This window comes from Chloroflexota bacterium, from assembly GCA_026710945.1.
Lineage (GTDB): Bacteria > Chloroflexota > UBA11872 > VXOZ01 > VXOZ01 > VXOZ01.
On record JAPOQA010000021.1, the window covers coordinates 110,900 to 130,382 of the forward strand.

General features: G+C 60.0%; 17 protein-coding genes. 13 read left to right on the forward strand and 4 right to left on the reverse strand.

Annotation, left to right across the window (positions count from 1 at the left end; all coding sequences use genetic code 11):
• Positions 1 to 9: 9 nt before the first annotated feature.
• Positions 10 to 1,260, forward strand: coding sequence for a hypothetical protein (locus OXE05_04345; GenBank protein ID MCY4436544.1), 1,251 nt, complete (start codon positions 10 to 12; stop codon positions 1,258 to 1,260).
• A gap of 219 nt (positions 1,261 to 1,479) precedes the next feature.
• The gene (locus tag OXE05_04350; protein ID MCY4436545.1) at positions 1,480 to 1,902 is read left to right on the forward strand and encodes a YciI family protein; all 423 of its coding nucleotides are present in this window, start codon (positions 1,480 to 1,482) and stop codon (positions 1,900 to 1,902) included.
• Positions 1,903 to 2,058: 156 nt separating this feature from the next.
• Here OXE05_04350 and OXE05_04355 read toward each other — a convergent pair whose 3' ends face one another.
• Entirely contained in the window at positions 2,059 to 2,355 is a 297-nt protein-coding gene (locus tag OXE05_04355) for a hypothetical protein (protein ID MCY4436546.1), read from the reverse strand.
• 213 nt (positions 2,356 to 2,568) lie between these two features.
• Here OXE05_04355 and OXE05_04360 point away from each other — a divergent pair, with 213 nt between their 5' ends.
• The 4 genes from OXE05_04360 (at position 2,569) to OXE05_04375 (ending at position 6,305) form a co-directional block, all read left to right on the forward strand.
• A complete protein-coding gene (locus tag OXE05_04360; protein MCY4436547.1) occupies positions 2,569 to 2,811 on the forward strand; it encodes a hypothetical protein in 243 nt (80 codons plus the stop codon).
• Positions 2,808 to 3,122 carry a heavy metal-binding domain-containing protein gene (locus tag OXE05_04365; GenBank protein ID MCY4436548.1) on the forward strand — a complete coding sequence of 105 codons (315 nt, stop codon included), beginning with the start codon at positions 2,808 to 2,810 and terminating at the stop codon, positions 3,120 to 3,122. The genes OXE05_04360 and OXE05_04365 overlap by 4 nt, the downstream gene beginning before the upstream one ends.
• A gap of 913 nt (positions 3,123 to 4,035) precedes the next feature.
• Positions 4,036 to 4,716, forward strand: coding sequence for a hypothetical protein (locus OXE05_04370; GenBank protein MCY4436549.1), 681 nt, complete (start codon positions 4,036 to 4,038; stop codon positions 4,714 to 4,716).
• Positions 4,717 to 4,952: 236 nt separating this feature from the next.
• Positions 4,953 to 6,305: a hypothetical protein gene (locus OXE05_04375; protein ID MCY4436550.1), complete on the forward strand. Its 1,353-nt coding sequence runs from the start codon at positions 4,953 to 4,955 to the stop codon at positions 6,303 to 6,305.
• 460 nt (positions 6,306 to 6,765) lie between these two features.
• Here the strand turns inward: OXE05_04375 and OXE05_04380 are convergent, their stop codons facing one another.
• Both OXE05_04380 and OXE05_04385 read right to left on the reverse strand, forming a co-directional pair.
• Positions 6,766 to 7,884, reverse strand: coding sequence for a hypothetical protein (locus OXE05_04380; protein MCY4436551.1), 1,119 nt, complete (start codon positions 7,882 to 7,884; stop codon positions 6,766 to 6,768).
• A 129-nt stretch (positions 7,885 to 8,013) separates the two neighbouring features.
• A complete protein-coding gene (locus tag OXE05_04385) occupies positions 8,014 to 9,621 on the reverse strand; it encodes a LamG domain-containing protein (protein MCY4436552.1) in 1,608 nt (535 codons plus the stop codon).
• 638 nt (positions 9,622 to 10,259) lie between these two features.
• Here OXE05_04385 and OXE05_04390 point away from each other — a divergent pair.
• Positions 10,260 to 11,012 (forward strand): queuosine precursor transporter, encoded by a 753-nt coding sequence (locus OXE05_04390; protein MCY4436553.1) that lies wholly within the window; start codon positions 10,260 to 10,262, stop codon positions 11,010 to 11,012.
• 484 nt (positions 11,013 to 11,496) lie between these two features.
• Here the strand turns inward: OXE05_04390 and queF are convergent, their stop codons facing one another.
• Positions 11,497 to 11,937 carry a preQ(1) synthase gene (gene queF, locus OXE05_04395; protein ID MCY4436554.1) on the reverse strand — a complete coding sequence of 147 codons (441 nt, stop codon included), beginning with the start codon at positions 11,935 to 11,937 and terminating at the stop codon, positions 11,497 to 11,499.
• A gap of 162 nt (positions 11,938 to 12,099) precedes the next feature.
• On the opposite strand from queF, the gene OXE05_04400 reads away from it, so the two are divergent.
• The 6 genes from OXE05_04400 to OXE05_04425 all read left to right on the forward strand — a co-directional run bounded on the left by OXE05_04400 (position 12,100) and on the right by OXE05_04425 (position 19,288).
• Positions 12,100 to 12,885, forward strand: coding sequence for an amidohydrolase family protein (locus tag OXE05_04400; GenBank protein MCY4436555.1), 786 nt, complete (start codon positions 12,100 to 12,102; stop codon positions 12,883 to 12,885).
• Positions 12,886 to 13,304: 419 nt separating this feature from the next.
• On the forward strand, positions 13,305 to 14,081 hold the full coding sequence (locus OXE05_04405) for an amidohydrolase family protein (protein ID MCY4436556.1): 777 nt from the start codon (positions 13,305 to 13,307) through the stop codon (positions 14,079 to 14,081).
• A 288-nt stretch (positions 14,082 to 14,369) separates the two neighbouring features.
• Positions 14,370 to 15,203, forward strand: coding sequence for an amidohydrolase family protein (locus tag OXE05_04410; protein ID MCY4436557.1), 834 nt, complete (start codon positions 14,370 to 14,372; stop codon positions 15,201 to 15,203).
• Positions 15,204 to 15,341: 138 nt separating this feature from the next.
• Entirely contained in the window at positions 15,342 to 15,662 is a 321-nt protein-coding gene (locus OXE05_04415; GenBank protein MCY4436558.1) for a hypothetical protein, read from the forward strand.
• A 336-nt stretch (positions 15,663 to 15,998) separates the two neighbouring features.
• Positions 15,999 to 17,360, forward strand: coding sequence for an extracellular solute-binding protein (locus OXE05_04420; protein MCY4436559.1), 1,362 nt, complete (start codon positions 15,999 to 16,001; stop codon positions 17,358 to 17,360).
• Positions 17,361 to 17,785: 425 nt separating this feature from the next.
• Positions 17,786 to 19,288: a CoA-acylating methylmalonate-semialdehyde dehydrogenase gene (locus tag OXE05_04425; protein ID MCY4436560.1), complete on the forward strand. Its 1,503-nt coding sequence runs from the start codon at positions 17,786 to 17,788 to the stop codon at positions 19,286 to 19,288.
• Positions 19,289 to 19,483 lie beyond the last annotated feature (195 nt).

Below are 19,483 nucleotides of genomic sequence, written 5' to 3' on the forward strand. Positions count from 1 at the left end.
AGAAAGACTATGAGAAGCAATGTGCTCATGCAGTCGCTTTGGGACGGTTTTCTGCGCTACCTTGGCGCAGTTGCGGCCTGCGTCCTGCTGGCCGCCGCGTTAACTGCATGTACCGTTGTGTACACAGATCCCGCGCAGGACGCGCGCCTGCTTGAGTTGGAAGCGCAGGTGCACTCCCTGGAAGAGACTCTCGCAAGCCTTGAGGTTGAAAACGCGAAACTGAAGGCCGACTCCGCGCTCCTCACCGCTGAGATCGCGCTCATGGGCGAGCGCTTGAATGAGCAGGATGCCCGGCTGCAGGAACTCGAAGAAGCTGCCGCTACAATGGAGCAGTTTCTCCCCCTCCTGGAGCAGTGGTCGCAGGACAAGGTCAGCAAGGTTGCCCAGCCGGACGACACCGTCTTGGAACGGACAGCCCGGCTGGCGGAAGAGGCCGGCGGCGAGGTCTACTACCTGGAACACGCCGGGCGCAAGGACCAGTCTGTCCTGGTACTGCCGCTGGAAGTTGTTGACGGCAGCACCCCGCTCATCGTGTCATTGCACGGCTTTGGCGGCAATTCCGCCGACCATAGCCGGTACTTTCCGGTGCACGAGCGTGTGAACTCCCACGGTTTTGCGCTGCTGCTGCCCAACGGCATACCCGACAGCGCGGGCAACCGCTTCTGGAATCCCACCGACCAGTGCTGTGACGGCGGCAAATCCGGCGAGGACGACGTGGCGTATCTGACCGAACTGGTAGCGAGCGCTAAGGCTGTCAAGGCCTTCGGGCCGGTGTACGTATTCGGATACTCCAACGGCGGGTTCATGGCGCACCACCTGGCCTGCAAAGGTCTGCCCGGCCTGCGCGCCGTGGCCGGTCTGGCGGGTACAAGCTACGTGGAGGACTCGAGTTGCGAGGGCGCGCCGCCCGTGTCCGTGCTGCACATCCACGGCACGGCGGATAGCGTTATCCTGTATGCGGGCGACGAGAGCGAGCCGGATGACGAAGGCGAACGGGCGTTCTACCTTGGCGCGGAGAATATGGTGAGGCATTGGGGCGAGCGCGCCGGCTGCGCGTGGCCCGCGGAACCCCAACCCTACGCCACCCTCGACCTCGACCAAGCCGTGCCCGGCGCCGAAACCCACGCCTACCGCGTACAGGAGGGCTGCGCCGCGGGCATCACCATCGAGCTCTGGAGCGGCGAAGGCAGCAGCCACGCCCCTGGTTTCGAAGATTCCTTTGCGGATGCTCTGGTCAACTGGCTGCTATCACAAGAATAAGTACCATATTGAATGTGCCGGTCCGGCTCGCCGACACTCGGTTGCCCAAGGACAGCACTCGATGCGGCGACATCGTGCGACAGGGCATGTTTTACAATGCGGTACGTCATCTCAACGCAGAATCCCTGCTTAAGATTTCATTCATCTTGCTATATTGGTCTAATGTTCCCTTGAGCGGTCATCTCTCTCCAAGCTTGGATTCACGAAAGGAATGTGCAGATGCGCGTCATCGTCCTGATCAAAGCTACTGCCGACAGTGAAGCCGGCATTATGCCCTCCGCCGAACTCATCGAGGCCATGGGGCAGTACAATCAGGAGTTGGTCGAGGCCGGCGTCATGCGCGGCGGCGACGGCATCAAGCCTACGTCGGCAGGCAAGCGAGTGGCCTTCAATGGAGAAGAACGGACAGTCATTGACGGTCCCTTTCCGGCCGTCAGCGAACTGGTGGCGGGGTACTGGCTATGGGAGGTGAAGGACATGGACGAGGCCGTGGCGTGGGTGAAGCGCTGTCCCAATCCCATGCCGGGACCCAGCGAGATCGAGATCCGGCCGCTGTACGAGATCGCCGACTTTGCCGAAGCCATGACCGCGGAGCAGGCGGAACAGGAAGAGCGCCTGCGGGAAGAGTTGGAGGGCCAGTGAGCAGACTATGCCGCCTCAAATTGGCGCTTCTCGGCCCGGTTGCCGGCTAACGGCAACTACATCGAACTCTGGATGGGAGTTGGCAGCAGACCTGCCCCCGCCTCCGGCGACGCCTTCACGGACGCCCTGCTCACCTGGCTGCTGGCGCAGGAGTAATCACCTCTCCCCTTGGTCGAACTTAGCGGTGCGGATGCACTTGCCGTCGAGGACATAGCTCGTAGCCGAGGCGACCTTGTGCAAAGCGCCGCCGACCGCTATGCGGTCAATGGCGAACATGCCCATCTGAATGTGTTTGTCCAACTCGTCATCGAAGGGCTTGTCATAGACAGTTTCCGCCTCGGCAACGTCGTACAACAGGATCTCCTCGACGGTATGACCCGCCACCGTGACGGTGATCCAGCGCACGTTGACACCGCGGATTTCAGCGGTTCGTTCGGTTACGTCTGACGGCACGATGTCCTCCTAGCTTTGTGGGTCTCGTAAGACTGGACTGCAATCACCTCGGCGGAAACTCCCAATGGAGGGGAGTCGGCTTTCCCATACTGCTACTAGAAAAATGACACCTTGGCTGGAACGGATTCCGGGGAGCAGGGCAATGACAGCCCCATGCAGGGGTGGGATAATGTCAATTGAAGGATAGCTTTTTCGGTACAAGGAGGGACTCCGATGGCTAGAACCGAGAGTAGCAACAGGCCATGGCTGTGGATCGGTGGGGCGATCCTTGCCGCGGGACTGCTGGTGTTGGGCGGGTTCTGGGTGTACGCAATCGTGAGGGCGGATGATGTACCCCTCCTGATAAAGGCGGCCCTCCTCGCCCTACCGGTTGGTCTGGCCGTATTCTTGGCCGCCGCTTTGAGGGACAGAATAATCCAGAAGAAGCAAGAGAATTTCTTGGAGGTCGACAATTGATCGTAACGACAACTGATACAATTCCCGGAGCCGAAATTGTCGAGACGTTAGGCATGGTGCGCGGAAGCACCGTGCGCTCCCGGCACATCGGCAAGGACATTATGGCAGCTTTCCGTAACGTCGTCGGCGGCGAAGTAGTGGAGTACACGAAACTGCTGGCAGAGGCGCGCGAGGTGTCACTGCAGCGCATGGTCGAGAGCGCAGAAGAAATGGGAGCCAATGCCATTGTGGGTACGAGGTTCATCACTGCGGGTGTTGCACAGGGATCGGCCGAAATCGTCGCCTACGGCACGGCGGTCAAGGTAGGCTGACCCGGCGATTAAGATTCGCGGCAATTATCGCAAACTGGCTGCGGGAAAGTTCCATTCACCTGAAAGCAGAGCGGTACGGTTCGCCGCCTGAGAGTAGGCTGCGCTCACTCAGGGATCTCATACCACCTCGCTCTCTCGGCCTTCTCTATTCCTTTCGGCGTTCCACTATCGCTAGCAGTCGACATCCAGCCCTAGCTCCACCGCTGGCCGAAAGTGGTGGCGGCCTTCGGCTCGGCTATATGACTCACGCTGGGCAGTCTCTTTACCAGCCGCCGGTCGTCGCCTGCCCCTCAGGCCCCGGTCAGCAGTTGGCGAGAAGTTTGAGCCCCCCCTCAGGTCTCAACTATAGATTGGTGGGCCTAAAATCACGCAATTATTAGCTTACAGACGCGGTTTCTCAAACAACGCGGTCACATCGCTTCGGTTCAGCGCGCGGTTGTAGAGGTGCACGTCGCTCAGGCTGCTGCTGAAGGGGCCGACTTGGCCGTTGCCGATTTGTAGTGGATCCTTTAGCGAGAGGTCGTCGTTGACGGTGGAAGGACGGGGATTCCGCTACCTGCGCGCCGTCTACGTACGTCCGTAGAGCAACACCGCCGCGGACAGTCGCGAGGTGGTTGCCAGCCGCCGTGTTTCAGACTCCTCTGTTCTCTCTCTCCAGCGAGCTTACGAGCAGTGCGGTACCGATGTTGCCGTTGTGCCCAGTGGGGGGCAAGGCCGGCCATGGGAGCGCCTGCAGCGTGCTGGCCTGCCCCCGGCCTGTGAACTGCTGCGCGCTGTCTGAGTCCACTGCCGAAGATTGCCTGTACGCTGAAACTTTCCCCTTGCAATACCACAACTCTCGCGGCAGAATGTATGCTAGTAGCGATTGGACCCAGTGGATTCTTCCCATGACAGCACAAAAGGAGACTCAATCATGGGCACAATATCCGTGAATCGGCTAGCGGGCCTGTCCCTCATATTCGGTCCGATAGTCGCCTTCATCTTCTTTCTCATAGAGCCGGGTGGACTACTGATAGATAGCGCTAGCGTGTCAGACGCCGTTGGCTCCATTACGGCCAAGGGCACCAACGCCACACTGACCAATGTTACCAACATCGCCATAATCCTTGGCCTGACGCTCATCCTCTCGGGCCTCTACGCGCTGATGCGAAACGTGACCTTGCAGGGCAACGGCAAGGCGCTTGTGCAGATGGGCTACTTCATGATCTTCGTCGGGCTGACCGGTTGGATTCTCTCCGGCGGCATTGACTTCATTCTGGCCGATGCCCAAACCAGTGACCAGGTTATGGCGACCGTACCCGTCTACTACACCGGCTCCGCTTTCGTCTACGCCGGTGGCATCGCGCTCGGGTTTGGCGGCTTCATTTTCGCGTTGGGCCTCTCCACAAGAGACGACTTCAACCGGATTGTCTCCCTGCTGGCTGCTCTTGTCAGCCTGGCCGTGATGGTCTTTTTCATGATAGCCGTACTCAACAACGACGGTCGCGACACCTTTATCTCCTTGGCCCGGAGTTCCTACGTGTTGCTGGTTATCTGGTATGGATACCTGGGCTTCGGACTGATGAACCGACCCGATCCCGAACTGTGGCAATAGACGGAATCTAGGATTTGCCGGCGGTCGACCTAAAGTCTGGGGACGGTGACTGCACACGAGCAACTGCTAAAGGGAGTCTGGAGCCAGGACAACCCCGGCGGCCCGAGGCCGGCGCGTACCAATGTGAAGAGGCTGCGCCGCAGGTTGGACGACGCCGGCAACCATACCTACATCTTCACCAAGCTCCGTGTCGGATCCCTGATGCCCAGTGGGGAGAGGCAGGGCGAGGAATGACGATGAACGAAGGGACAGGCGGGCCGCTCTTGGATGCGACCGCCCACTCAATTATATGGCGAATCAGAGATGCGGCCCGCTACCTCGGTTCCATCATCCCCAACATAAAAAGTGCGTCTCGCCATCGCCACGACCCGCCAAGCCCGCGAGCGTGGCGTGAGGCCTTGATTCCCCAGCGGATGAACAGGTTGGTAGCTGCCCACTCAGCCATCGAAGACGGATTCAAGTACCTCATAAAGAGACGAGGTGAGAGATACAAGTGGGGCCACAACTTGCGAGTCCTGCTTGACCAGTTGAGGGCAGTCGATCCAGTGGTCGCTGCCTCCTTGGACAGAGCCTTTGTCGCTGCTATCGAGTTCTACGGCACGAACACACAGATCCCGGACTTCCGCCACCTAGCTTCACTGCCAAAGTATCTTGAGGAAGCCGGCGACTTTGAGCAGTTTCAACTCATGCGGTATCTTGAATTGGAGTCCTCAATTGACAATCCAAGGGTGGAGAAGGCCCACATGGAATTCCATTACGAAATTCTGTGCGCTGTCGATGAGGCAATAGAATCGCGCTACGGCCCAATCGGCAGTCGAGTCCACGAGCTCGCAGACCTGGCTTTTCTCCGCAGCCATGAATTCGATTCCCTGAAACCGGACAGCAAAGAGGCGTACAGAGGGTGGTTTGAGCAGCAATCCACCTATGTGGAGGCAATCGAGAAGCTGACCACCTCTAGGGAGGCAATACCCGATAGGGACGCAAATCGGGTCGCTCTCAATGTGTGCTACGGTTTGACCGGTTCCGACGATCTGGCGCTAAGAACCATCGCCTTTGGACACATTATGTCCGAACATGTCCAAGGCGATGAGATACCGACCTGCATATTCCACCATGAAGGTTCCGTGAACCTAGTCGTGACCACACCGTCGAGCGAAGTGCTTGGGATGGTGCGACCATTGCCCGCCGGGTTCTGGTTGGCCACCGTCGATCCGTCCAGGGGAAGCCCGTCGTGGTTTCGCACCGAGCGGGACGCCCGGCTGTATCTGGCTCACATGTTCTTTGGGGAACTCTCCATCATTACCGACCGTGGTCGCTTTTGCTATCAAGCGCGCAGCAAACGGCCACATCGCATGCCTCATGACCGCCAATGGATGTCCCTGCACGATTTCAACTGGGCAGAAGCCAATACGGGCGAGGTGCAGCTCAGGTTATGGGATGCTCGCCACGGGTTGCAGGCCGGCGAATATATCAGTATCAACCGGGATGCTGGGGCATCGAGAGACGACCTTTGTTGGTGCGGTCACATTGCTGAAGTCGCGGGCCACGTGGTGTACCTGGGCAAAGCCGAATTGCGGCACTTAGCCTAGTCCCGCGTCGGCTACCGGATGCTGGCGGAGGAGTAACCAGGTGGGGAGCGCTGTAGGTCTTGTCGGAATAGAAGCGAGGTTAGAGAAAGCTGAGGTCGAAACTGTCGGAGTCCACACACCTCATGAAGCTTGTGGCGGCAATTGTCCTATTGGCCACGCCCAGCCTTTGGCGGCAATGATGAGGGGACTGCTGCTCAGGAGGCGGTAACGACCGCGCCTGAATCGGGATCAGGCACGCCTGCTCTCCTACCCCCACCGCACCGGCGTAGCCTGCCAATGAGGTGGAAGATAGTGGCCAGCACAGCCTGCATGGATGAGTCTGGCGGTGTAGAGAGCGACCGTCGCGACGAACGCTCAGCACCGCGTTTCGCGTGTCGAGCCTACGGGACATTTGAGGCTCAGAGCGCTCTCGGTGGGTACCGATGAGGGTAAGTCCGACGACGAGTTAGACCTAATCCGGCTACGGACTGGCCGGTGGAGGTAACATAGGGTCACTTAGAGCCTTGAATCTTTCGTCTAGTGTCTCGTACGACACCATTGGTTCGTCTCCATGGAATCGGACCAATTCCGTGAAGAACTCGTCCCAAGTCAATTCCAGCATTACCGTGTTCTCACCGACGCCGAAACGCACCTCAACGAGCTGCTGACCTAGGTCGTCTGCGACCCTAAAGGTAAAGCGGCTCCAAGCCAGTTGCATATCGGCCTTCGTCGCCCACTCGGGGGCCTCCGCGCTGAGTTTCTCGGTCACAAACCTATCTAGGAGATACAACAGGAATCCAGGGAGCGGACTTCCCTCCTCGGTTCGGTCCCGGATGACCTGCCATACCGATTGCAGGTTCTGGACAGCGAATATGATATCCCTAGGCTCCGAGGCCGCGGAAAGACTGTGCAATCTCGCTCGCAGGACGCCCACAAACCGCCTTACCCTGATCTCCGAAATGAACTCGAAGACCGCCTTGAACAAGCCCTCGACTTTCATTTTCGTCCCGGTGAGGCTGGTGTCTCCCAACTGACCTTCACGGGAGAAAATGTCATGGACGAACTCCCCGGAGACCATGCAGTAGCGGTAATGCGCCAGTGTGTGGAACACCTTTGAGAGCAGGACATCCCCAGCTGGTCTACCCTCATAGTCGTAGATGGCTATCCTGATGTTCCCCACGCCGTCGAAGTCCTCAAGAAGGGTCCTGACATGGGTTGCGCTCAGAAGCAGAGCGTCTTTCAAGAATTGCTCTTGTTTGTGGAGCAGGGCATCAGTGTGAGGCCCTTCTGGGAGGGTAAGCGTAATATTGCCATCTACTACCGAGGTTTCAACGGACGAGCGCAGTTCGTCTGGGAGAGCACTCCCCAACTCTTGCAGAAACTGACGCACCCGAAAGAGTGGTCTAATGGCCTCGTCCATGATGTGGAGTAGGCTGCCATAGACGACCTCGCTCTTGCCAATGCATTTGGATGCGATGTAGACGTGCCAAGGCCCAGCCGTGTGGACAGGTTCGGCCAACTGAGCACAGACGGACGCGTATACTAGGTTGCCATGCGCCTGATAGAGGGTGTGCAGATATTCTCGTTGTTCCGTTTCCATAATATCCGAAATCCCGGTTCTGGCTGGAGTTTGGAGTCTCCGTAGGCTTACAGCCCGCCGAGCCAAAGCTCAAAGACGGTTCTGTCTACCGTATACGTTGGTGGGCCTGCTTGGACTCGGAACCTCGCATCACATACGCTGTCTTTCAAAGATAGCTGCGACGTGCGTTTCGCTCAGCGCGCGGTTGTAGAGTCGCACGTCGGACAGGCTGCCGCTGAAGGGGCCGATTTGGCCTTCGCCGATGTGCAGCGGTTCATTGGTGGCAAGGTCGTAGTCGGCGGCGTTGAAGGACGCGGATTCTGATACCAGTGCGCCGTCGACGTAGAGCCGCAGAACGGCACCGGCCCGCACGGCGGCCAGGTGATGCCAGCCTCCCGGCAGCGCGTGGTCGTGGGTCACGTTCCTGCCAGCCTCCAACGAGAGCACGTTACCCGACGGCAGCGTGCCACAGAAGAGGCGGCCCTGGTAGACGGCCATGGTCCACGCGCGACGGTATTTGACGTCCGGCGTGGTGTCAAGCTGGCCGGTGGACACCCACTCTCCCTCACCGTCGTAGCGGTAGACGCTGCCGGTGGGCAGGGTGCCGGCGTAGAGCTTGCCGTTGTAGACCATCATGCCCATGACTTCCAGTTCCTCGCCCAAGCGGCCGCAATCCAGCCACGGCAGACCGTCATCCTGGCGATACACGGACCCGCTGGGCCACACGCCGGTATGCAGGCGGCCCTGATGCGAGGCAAACGAATAGAGCTGGGTGGAGTCCGACGCATTGCCGCGGAAAGACCAGCGGCGGTCGCCCTCGTAGCGAAACACGCCGCCCACGTCGTAGCCGGTGGCGTACAGGCCGCCTTGGAAGACGCCAAGCACCGCGACCCGCGTGCCCGGATCGCCGCAGGGCAGCCAGGTCTTACCGCCTGCGTACCGGAACATGCCCGCCGAATACATGGCAGAACCGTAGAGCTCGCCATTGTAGACGGCCAAGCCGAACACGTCTTCGGCGTCGCCGAGTTGACCACAGTCCACCCACTCCGTGCCGCCGGCGTAGCGGTAGACGCTGCCACCCGGGCGGCGGTTTGGCGACTCCGGCAGACTGGAGCCCTGCGCGCGGTAGCAACTCACTCCCGCGTAGAGATCGCCGTCGTACACTGCCAGCGTGCTCACGGCATTACAATCAGCCGGTGCGCCGCAGTCCTCCCAGTCCGTGCCGCCCGCATAGCGGTAGACGTGCCCGGTCTCGCCCGCCTCGCCCTCATAGGTGCCGGCGTAGAGCGAGCCGGCATGCACGGCCATGCCCATGACGCACTGCGCGTTGCCGGGCCTGCCGTTATTAGTCCAGTCAGGCTCAACTGTTTTGTCGTCTATGCCGAAGAAGACGTTGCGCCAGTTGCTCTGCGAGGAGGGCACGCCCGCGGCTGACTGGATGCCGAAGTTGAAGCCGCGCCGTGTAGCGGGGTCGAATTTGCTCAGGATGTCGCCGGGCACGTCGGTCGTGATGCGGTTGGAATTCACCCACGCTGCAAGGGTAAAGTCTGCTGTGCTTAGCGCCAGACTCTCGTTGTGCGGGATTGTGATGGACGCGCTGCGGCCATCGAACAAGGCCGCGCCTGGACCGCCTCCCAAAGGCAGCGGCGCAGTATAGGCAACACCGCCTTCTATCCGGCCATGGTTGGCGTTACCTGAGTGATCGTCGCAATCGCCGTCTAGCGTCCAATGTCCGACTAAGCCTGCATGAATGTCCACGCTTTTCTCCTTCTTGGGTGTCCTCTTGGCTTGCCCTCGCTAAGGTGGGAATGTCCGCTCTTGTTTCGCAAACTCTTGCGCAGTTGTTACTGTGGCGTGCGCACAGGTTGGAACGGCAAGATTCTCCCCTCATCCCGGCCCTCTCCCCCAGGGAGAGGGAGTAGTCCGGCCTGCTGCCAGGTTGGGCGAGGTTCCCCCTAGGGAGAGAGAGTAATCCCCGCCTGCCATTCAGGTCGATCTAACGTCTCTCCAGGGAGAGGGAGTGATCCGCGCGTTCCGCCTGGGTTGTGCAGTAGCCTCCTCAGGGAGAAGGGGGGAATTCCCGCTCGCCGTTTAGGTTGTGCAAATGTGTCCCTTGGGAGGGGGGAGTTCTCATCTGCCCCTCAAGTCTTGTGAGGGTCGCCCCTAAGGTGATGGGGCAAGCCTCGCCTCCCGTTTCGGTTGAGCTCCGTTTTCCCCAGGCAGAAGGTGTCCTCTTGGCATAATTCACCGATCGTGCATGAGTGTGTCTACGGCGACCGCACACTGCACTTCCTATCCATTGCCTCGTGCCTTGAACCGACAGCGCATTTTGCACTATACTGCCTGCGAAGCGTTAGGCAAACTAAAGCGCCGACACATAGGAGGTCCGAGAGTAAATGCGGTTTTCCGGCAAGCTCGTCATCATCATTGCTCTGGCAGTTAGCGTGCTGCTGGTCAGCAACGTTATCGCTGCCAAACCTCTCTCGCTCTTCGAATTGCCTTTCGAATTCCTTGGAAGCACCAGTTACATAGTATCCGTTGCCGTCATATGTTTCCCGTTGAGCTACATTATCAGCGATGTTCTCACGGAGGTGTACGGCTTTCGTGTGGCGCGCGGTGTGATTTGGCTGGGTTTTGCCTGTAACCTCCTAATGGTCATCATCTTCTTCATTGGAGGCGCTATCCCCGGTGCCGTTTTCTGGGAAGACCAAGACGCCTACGAGACCATCCTGGGTACCACCGGTTGGGTCTTGGCGGGCTCGTTCGTGGCCTACCTGATTGGGGAGTTTTCCAATGCCATGGTAATGGTCGTCTTGAAGAACCGGACAGCAGGCCGCCATCTATGGCTCCGCACCATATCGTCGACGTTCGTCGGCCAAGGCGTCGACTCCATTATGTTCTACGGCATTGCCTTCGGCATCTCCGGCATATGGCCCATGATGGATGTTGTGCGCGCCATGATACTTGCGTGGATCGCCAAGACGATCTACGAAATCGTCGCGACACCGGTGACGTACTTGGTTGTGGGCTGGCTCAAGCGCACCGAACGCATGGATATCTACGATGCGCCCCATTCGCTCAATCCGTTCGGCATCTTCGGCGGCGACCCGGATACGATGGTCAACAAGGCTGAGACCGCCGAGGCGTGATCCGTGCCCTCGGCTCAGTGCCGCGAAGTGGCGCAGCGTGCCTGTTGTTGACCGCTGGTACCTACTGACCGCGACGACCTGTCCCCGCTTCCACTGGAGACCTTTGCGAAACCTAAGCGGAAGCGATAGTGTTCCCTCTCCCTCGACGGGAGAGAGCTAGAGCCTGCCCCGTACTCGATACGGGGGTGAGGGTGAATCTCCTGAAATCTCTCCATATGCACACCGATTCTGCCTGATACGTCTTGACACTACTCAGCGTAAAGGGCCAATGTAGCAAAAAGACCCCCTCACCCCGACCCTCTCCCCCAGGAGAGGGAGTGCCCCTGTTTGAAAGTGGGGTTACGCAAAGATATCCACCAGGAGAGGACCGGGGCGAAGGGGTGAATTGCGCCACGAGAGCCCGAATTTGCTCACATGTAAGAAATTCCGCCGCGGTTTCCCAAGTGCGCGAGGACTCCCACGCAAGCCGGTGAGACTGTCAAACTTAGTCGGCAGCGGAATCCTCAGGCGGGTACCGCACGGTCACCACCGTGTGCAAACCGCCCCGGGGCGTGTAGTCCAAGCATACTGACATGGAGCGCGGGTCGCACGCCTGCACAAGATCATCGAGAATCCGGCTGGCGGCGTGTTCCTGCACTATGCCCACCGGCCGGAAAGAGAGCAGGTAGTACTTGAGGGACTTGAGCTCAAGGCAATGCAAGCGCGGCACATAGATAATCTTCAGGTCGCCGGTGTCCGGTAGGCCCGTCCACGGACAGACCGCCGTGAACTCGTGCGTATCGATCACCACCTCAGCCGGATTGTCGGGGTAGTCATAGGGGAAGGTGAGCAGGAAACCTGGGTCTATCGCATCCTCACCGGCGACATCCAGTTTGATATCCAACGCTGCATAGCGTTCCTTGATGTCATCGATTGATTCTGTCACCGGCATCTCCTTATTGTGCTTTCTTGGGACGCAACTGGATACGGCACACTCTCTATTGTAATGCTACTGAGAGTTTTGGCCGCAAAAGCTCCTGGTAAACCACTACCATAGACTGCGAGACTTGAAGCAGAGGCAGCCGGATTTGCGTTTTTTGGATTCCCCATGATCATTGACGTGCACGTGCACTACCGCTCGGACGGGCAGATGGCGCAGGCGCTGCGTCTGGCCGGGCGGCTTAATATGGTGCTCTGCCTAAACACCATCAACCTGGAGGGCACGGTCTCGCCGCACTTTCCGTCGGCAGAGTTTGTGGCCGCCTGCAACGACCGCACGGCAGCGGCGGCCCGGGAGCATCCGCAGCGCATCATTCCCTTCTGGTACCTCAATCCGGTACTCGCTGATGCCGCTCGCGCGGAACTGCGGCAGCGGGTCGGGCGACACAAGGGTCCTCAGGGCGTGAAGCTCTGGATGGCGGCGAAAGGCAATGATCCACGCGTGGATACCACGCTCGGCCTCTGCGCGCAGTACAATCTGCCGGTGCTGCAACACACGAATATCGAGGCCGGCGGCACGCTGCCCACCGAAACGACGCCGCAGGAGATGCGTGAAATGGCGCTGCGGCACTCCGACGTGACGTTTCTTTGGGGTCATGCCGGCAGCGATTACGAGTACGGCGTGAAGTGCGCCCACGGCCTGGACAACGTGCTGATGGACATCGGCGGCAATGAGGCCACGAATGGTTACACCGAAATGCTGGTACGCTACCTGGGGGCGGAGCGCGTCGTCTATGGCAGCGACGCCACCGGCAGGTCGTTCGCGTCGCAACTGGCAAAGGTGTACGGCGCGGACATCTCATGGGACGCGAAGGAGATGATTCTCCACCGCAGTGCCGCGGCCCTCTTCGCGCGGCAAGGCTATGATGAGAGTGCAGACGGAAAATCCTTGTGAGAATGGGCACGTTGCATGGCGCGTGGCTTACGCCGGTGCTTAACCCTGGAGCGATGAGCGGGGGACAAGCCCCCGCGCTACGAAAAGACGCGAGAAGGCGGATGACTAGAGCCCGAGCCGTAGTGAAGAAACTGCGCTATTGAGGTCGTCATTCCCGCGAAAGTTCGCTCCCGTGTGGGGGCGCGGAATCCGTATTCTCCGTGTAACGTGATCCGGCGGGTCGGCGGGGGACAAGCCCCCGCGCTACGGCAAGACGTGAAGAAGCAAGGGACAAGCCCCCGCGTTGCAGCAAGGCACGCGAAGGTAGCGGGCATGCACCTGCGCTGCGGCACATGAATTGAACGCCTTCTCGCATGAACAAGAATACATTGACGGGGACGAGATGCTGAGTTGAAGAGTTCACTCCCTGGGGTGAAGCCATGATCTACGACGTGCACGTACACTTCCGCAGCGTGGGGATGATGCAGCGGGCGCTCGCCCAGGCCGAGCGCCTCGACATGGTGCTCTGCACGAACAGCATCAATCTGGAAGGCAGCAGTTCGCCCAACTTTCCTTCGCGCGAATTCGTAACCGCCTGCAACGACCGCACCCTGGGGCTCGCGCAGCAGCATCCAGGGCGCGTGATTCCGTTTTGGTACCTCAATCCGGTGCACGGGCAGTACGCATGCGATGAGCTAGAACGGCGCGTGAAAGGCTACCGCGGCCGCCAAGGTGTCAAGCTCTGGGAAGCGGTCCGGGGCAACGACCCGCAGGTGGACGGCATCATGCAAATCTGCGCCGCGTACCGCCTGCCCGTGCTGCAGCACACATTTGCGGAGGTGACAGGGAATTTGCCCACGGAAACCAGCGGTCCGGACATGCGGGAGATGGCGCTGCGGCACCCGGATGTCACATTCTTCTTCGGCCATGCCGCCGGTGACATAGAGGTGGGCGCCAAGTGCGCCCTCGGCCTCCCCAACGTTCTCATGGACGTTGGCGGCAACGAGGCCGTGAACGGTTACACGGAGATTCTCGTAAAGCACGTCGGCGCAGAGCATGTGGTCTACGGCAGCGACGCTTCCGGACGGTCGTTTTCGTCGCAGCTTGCCAAGGTGTTTGGGGCCGATCTCACGCCGGAGGACAAGAATCAGATTCTCTACGCCAATGTGCAAAGCCTCTTCGACCGGCAACAAGAGCTCGACAGTGCTAGTATTTGATGGGTGGGGGGCTTTGTCAAGAGGGGCAAGCTTTGACCCTACCGGGTAGTACGTCTCTCTGGTTGCCTACGTGAGCCAAAGAAGATGAGTGGCCCAACAACATTGCAATGATGGGCAGGCGTAAGAGACAGCGCGAGGAAACGGCCTAGGTTACGCGTACGGGGACGTACGCGCACGTCCCGTGCGAACTAACACTACCCATCAGGATAAAAACATCGAACCACCAGATTCCGGCTTGCGCCGGTATGACGGAGAACGTGCCAATTCAGACTGATAGGTTTCCACCCAATGATTGACGCAAATGCCTTTCTCGGCGAGTGGCCGTTTCGCCGCCTGCCCTATGCCCAACCTGAAGACCGACTGCGCAAGATGGACGCGCTTGGCATTGAGAAAGCGGTCGTCTCGCGGTTGGAAAACGTCTTCTATAAAGACCTCCTGGTGGGCAACGAGGAACTCCATGCCATCGTGCGGCGGTATCCCGATCGCTTTATTCCTGCGTACACGATCAATCCGGGCTTTCCCGGCTGGGAACACGACCTGGAGGTCTGCATCAACGACTTCGGCATGTGTAACCTGCGCCTGCACCCGAACTATCATCAGTACAGCCGCCTCAAGGGCAACGTGCCGCGCATAGCCGAGGCCCGGGGATATCCCAATTACCAGCAGTACCATTTCCTCGACGACCAGGCGCAGGCGCTGCTGGGCAAGGCCGAGGAACATAACCTGGTGGTGCTGATCTCAATTGGTGTGGAGGACCCCCGCTTTGCGCATTGGTTGATGAAAGTACCCTCGGTAACGACAATCGACGCGGCGGAAGCGGTGAACGGCTTTCCGGGTGTGCGCTTCCTGGTCTGCGGGGCTACGTTCTCGGAGGTGCGCAGCCTCTGGTCGACCGCGTATCACCGGGACAATCTCTACTTCGAGAACTCCCGGGTGCAGGGGCCCATCGGCGACGTGGACGACCTGTGCGCGCTCATGGGTCCGGAGCACCTGCTCTTTGGTTCGAATCTGCCCATCAACTACGCCGAGTCAGCCAAGCTCAGCATCGAACATGCTGAGGTAGACGCTGACGTGAAGCAGGCGCTCTTTCGTGGCAACGCGGAGCGAATGTTTGGCGTCTAGCTATGCTGCCGAAGCCTGGCAGGTATACATCTGCCAGCCCGTGGGCAGACACCGCATGGGCAAGGAAATAGTCCGCGTCTTGCCGGCGCAACGACTGTCGAGAGGATCATTAAACGTTCCCCAGAAGGAGGACCAGCTATGAGTTTCTTACGCTCCTATGGCGGCTTGACCACCCTTGCGTGGTTGAGTGCCCTTGTCTTTGTTGCCTCGATCACGGACGCTTCGCTCACCGATAGCGAAGTGGCTGCCCGGATGGCTTACGGCCTGGCGGCAGTCGCCGCCGTGGTTGTAGTGGTGCTGATATTCGCGCTGCGCAGGCTGAAGAGCCGGGCTGAGAGCAAGGTTACGGCGTCTGAGCCAATTCTCCTGACGGACATCCAGGTCCTGGCGAAGTCCAACTCAGGATTGCTGGAGGATGCCCTCGCCCTGCATGCCTCTCAGAAGGACGAGGCGGACTAACCGGTAGGCTACATTCGTTGGACAGGTGAGAGCCGGCTTACGTTCCAGTTTTGACTTCACTGCGCCGCCGCCCATCTTGCCATCGCGCAAGAGCGGAGCTATTGGCGCAAGCGTGCAAACGATTAGAGTGTTGACTAACCCCATGGTGAGGCATATAGTATGAACAAGTACAGCGAAGGGTAACAGAAAAGGAGGTGCAAACCCGAAATCCGCTCACTGCTCCGCATGTCTTTAATTTACTGAACATCTCAGACAATGCGCACGCACCAGAAGGTGCGAAGTAGCGGGCCGGAGAAGTCAAGAGTCGCAGTGGTGCAAACCAAGGAGATGCTACGCATGTCTACGACGAAACTGACCCGACGCACGGTTCTCGGCGGCACACTCGGAGTTGCCGGCGCCGCATTGCTCGCCGCTTGCGGCACGGTGCAGACCGCAGCCCCGGCGGAGCAACAAGAGGAAATGGCCCCCAAAGAGGCGGCCCAAGAAGCGCCCGCCATGGAGCATACACCCGTGTGGGCCGTGTGGATGGGCGACGAGACCAGCCAGCTACGCTGGAACACCGCCATGGAGCTCTTCGGCGAAGAGCATCCCGAGGTCACGTGGAGGATCACGTGGGAGCACTGGAAGCGCAGCCTGCCGCCCTTGCTGGCCGCCGGTGAAATCCCGGACATCGCGAATACGTCGTCAGCCCCCCACATTCTGGTCGACAACTGGCTGGATGCCGGCCCCATCATGTCGGCCGCCGGCATCAATCAGGCCGACTACGCCGGGCGGCTCTTCGAGGCCGTTACCTGGCGCGGCAAGACCATGGGCGTTCCCACCGGCTCGAACACCACCGCGCTCTTCTATAGAGGCGACATGTTCGATGAAGCCGGCCAGAATCCGCCGACGAACGACATGTCTTGGGAAGAGACCATCGCGGTTTCCGCCGACATCGCAGGCCGCCTGAATCAGGGCGAGGAGCGCGCGCGCTGGGGTATCTCTACCATGAGCTACGCCTGGAGTTACTTCCCGCTCCTCTACGCGGGAATGTTGGATACCGACGGCAACGTCGTGGTGAACCGCGAAATCGCCGTGCACCTCGTGCAGTTGATCATGCAGGACTCGATTGAGAAGTTCCGCGCCGCCCCCACGCGGGAAGACCTTGCGGCCACGGAAGACTATTACGGCACCGGGGTCTTCCCCACCGGTAAGGTGGCCATGGTGCCGGGCGGCACGTTCATCTTGAAGCCGTTCCGCGAAGCCGACCCGTTCGCGTTCTCCACGGTGGAAGTGCCCTATACGGAAATAACTGGTACCAGGGTGCGCGGCGCCTTCAACGGGCACGAGCAGATGAGCCTGCTGGCCGGCGGCGCGGAAAACCCGGATGCGCAGGAGTTCGCAATCTGGACGATGGGGGAGAAGCACCAACGCTGGATGGGCGGCGAGGGCTGGTCGGTGCCGGCGCTGAATGCGGCGGCGGAAACGTTCGCGCCGCCGGCGGACGATCCGCGGCCCGCCGACCAGAGCGCGTTCGTCAAGGCCATTAGCTACGCCACCAGCTACTTCGCGCACCCGGCCTCCAGCGCAATCGCCTCCGCGGGCACCGGCCCGCTCCGCGCCTTCGTGGAAGAAGGGGCGCTCACCGCCGAGGAGACCGTGGACCTGGCAATCGACCAGATGCAAGCCGCAGTGGACGAATGGGAGAGCAACCAGTAGCCCGCACAAAGGCCTGACAAAGGAAACGCTTGCCTTGCGCGAGAACATGGCATGTTGATGGCGTAGAGCACGAGCCAATGCGCCATCTGCTCCCTCTTCCGCAGGGAGAGGGTCGGGGTGAGGGCACAATCTGTAGGGGCACGATATATCGTGCCCCTACAGTTGTCTAGAGATCAAGGCTTGCCATCAGGGCAATCGCGTCTAACGGTACTTTGTGCAAAATACTCCGTGAATCCAGCAAGAATAAGACGCGATTGCCCTGGGCGTCCCATTCGTCTCCATGGTATAGGCATCGCGAGCCCACATGTTAGTTGAACGCGTTCCACGCCTCCTGAGCCAAGCGCTTACACTATAATGACACCAGCTAGACAATGATTTGGGGTGAGCAGCAAACGTGACGGCCTAAGGCACCTAAGGAACGACCCATGGAATCTCAGCTCGAGCAGACCAAAACGCGTAAAGCCACAGAATCTTCCGCTCCCAAGCTCCGCAACTACGTCAACGGCGCGTGGGTCACGCCCCAGACCGAAAACTACCTGGACGTAACGAATCCGGCAAACGGCGACGTGATTGCCCAAGTGCCGCTCTCATCCAAGGAGGACACCGACGCAGCCGTGGCGGCGGCGCACGCCGCGTTCCCCGCCTGGCGCGCCACGCCGCCATTGGAGCGCTCGCGCCTGCTCTTTGCGGTCAAAGCGCGCATGGAAGAGCGCTTTGAGGACTTCGCCCAAGCCGTTACGCGGGAGCACGGCAAGACCCTGGAGGACGCGCGCGGCTCCGTGCGCCGCGCCATCGAGAACGTGGAAGTGGCGTGCGGCATACCGTCGCTGCTCATGGGTTACGGCCTGGAGGACGGCGCGGCGAAGGGTATTGACGAAGACGTGGTGCGCCAGCCGTTGGGGGTCTTTGCGGCGGTGTGTCCATTCAACTTTCCGCTCATGGTGCCGTTCTGGTTCTGGCCCTATGCCGTCGCTTGCGGCAATACGTACATCATCAAGCCCTCCGAGCAGGTGCCGACGAGCATGCAGCTCGTGTTCGAGGAGCTGGACGCCTGCGGCTTCCCTCCCGGCGTGATCAACGTGGTGAACGGGTCGAAAGAGGCCGTGGACGCCTTGCTGGATAGTCCGCAGGTGCGCGGTATCTCCTTTGTCGGTTCCACGCCGACGGCCCGGTATCTCTACGCCCGCGCGGGCGAGCAGGGAAAGCGCGTGCAGGCCCAGGGCGGCGCGAAGAACGTGATCGTCGTCATGCCCGACGCCGCGCTGGACGAGACGGTGGGCAACGTGATCAACTCCGCGTTTGGCTCCGCGGGCCAACGCTGCTTGGCGGGGTCAGTGGTGGTGACCGTGGGCGCGGGACACGAACGCGTGCGCGACGCCATCGTGCAAGCGGCGGGTTCTTTGGCAGTTGGCAACGGCGCGGATGAAGACGTCGAGCTTGGCCCGGTAATCTCACAGTCCGCCAAGGAGCGCATCCTCGGCTACATCGAGCGCGGCGAGGCTGAAGGCGCGGCCTTGCTCCTCGACGGCCGCGCGGCGGCGGCAGAACAGGACGCCAACGGCGCGTTCGTCGGCGCGACCATATTCGACGAGGTGCAGACCGACATGGCGCTCTTCACCGACGAAATCTTCGGCCCGGTGCTCAGCATGCTCCACGTGGAGACGCTCGACGACGCCATTACGCTGATCGAGAATCAGCGCTACGGCAACGCGGCGTCCATCTTCACGCAGGACGGCGCCGCGGCCCGCGAGTTCCGCTATCGCGCCCCCACCGGCAACATCGGCATCAACGTGGGCGTGGCCGCGCCCATGGCCTACTTCCCCTTCAGCGGCGCGAAAGAGTCCTTCTTCGGCACGCTCCACGGCCAAGGCCGCGATGCGATTGACTTCTTCACCGAACGCAAAGTGGTGATAACACGATGGTTCTGAAAGCGTCTATGAGATTCTAGATTAAGTCTGACCTGAATTTTGGTTTTCGAGGCACAATGTCATTCCTGTAAGTGTTGAGTAATTCGTTGACAGAATTCGCTTTCCATTCTGAGGAGTTGACGGTGCATGTCATTCCGAGCGGAGCGAGGAATCTAGGGTTCTCGACAGAGCGTCTATGGGATTGGCAAAAGAGGT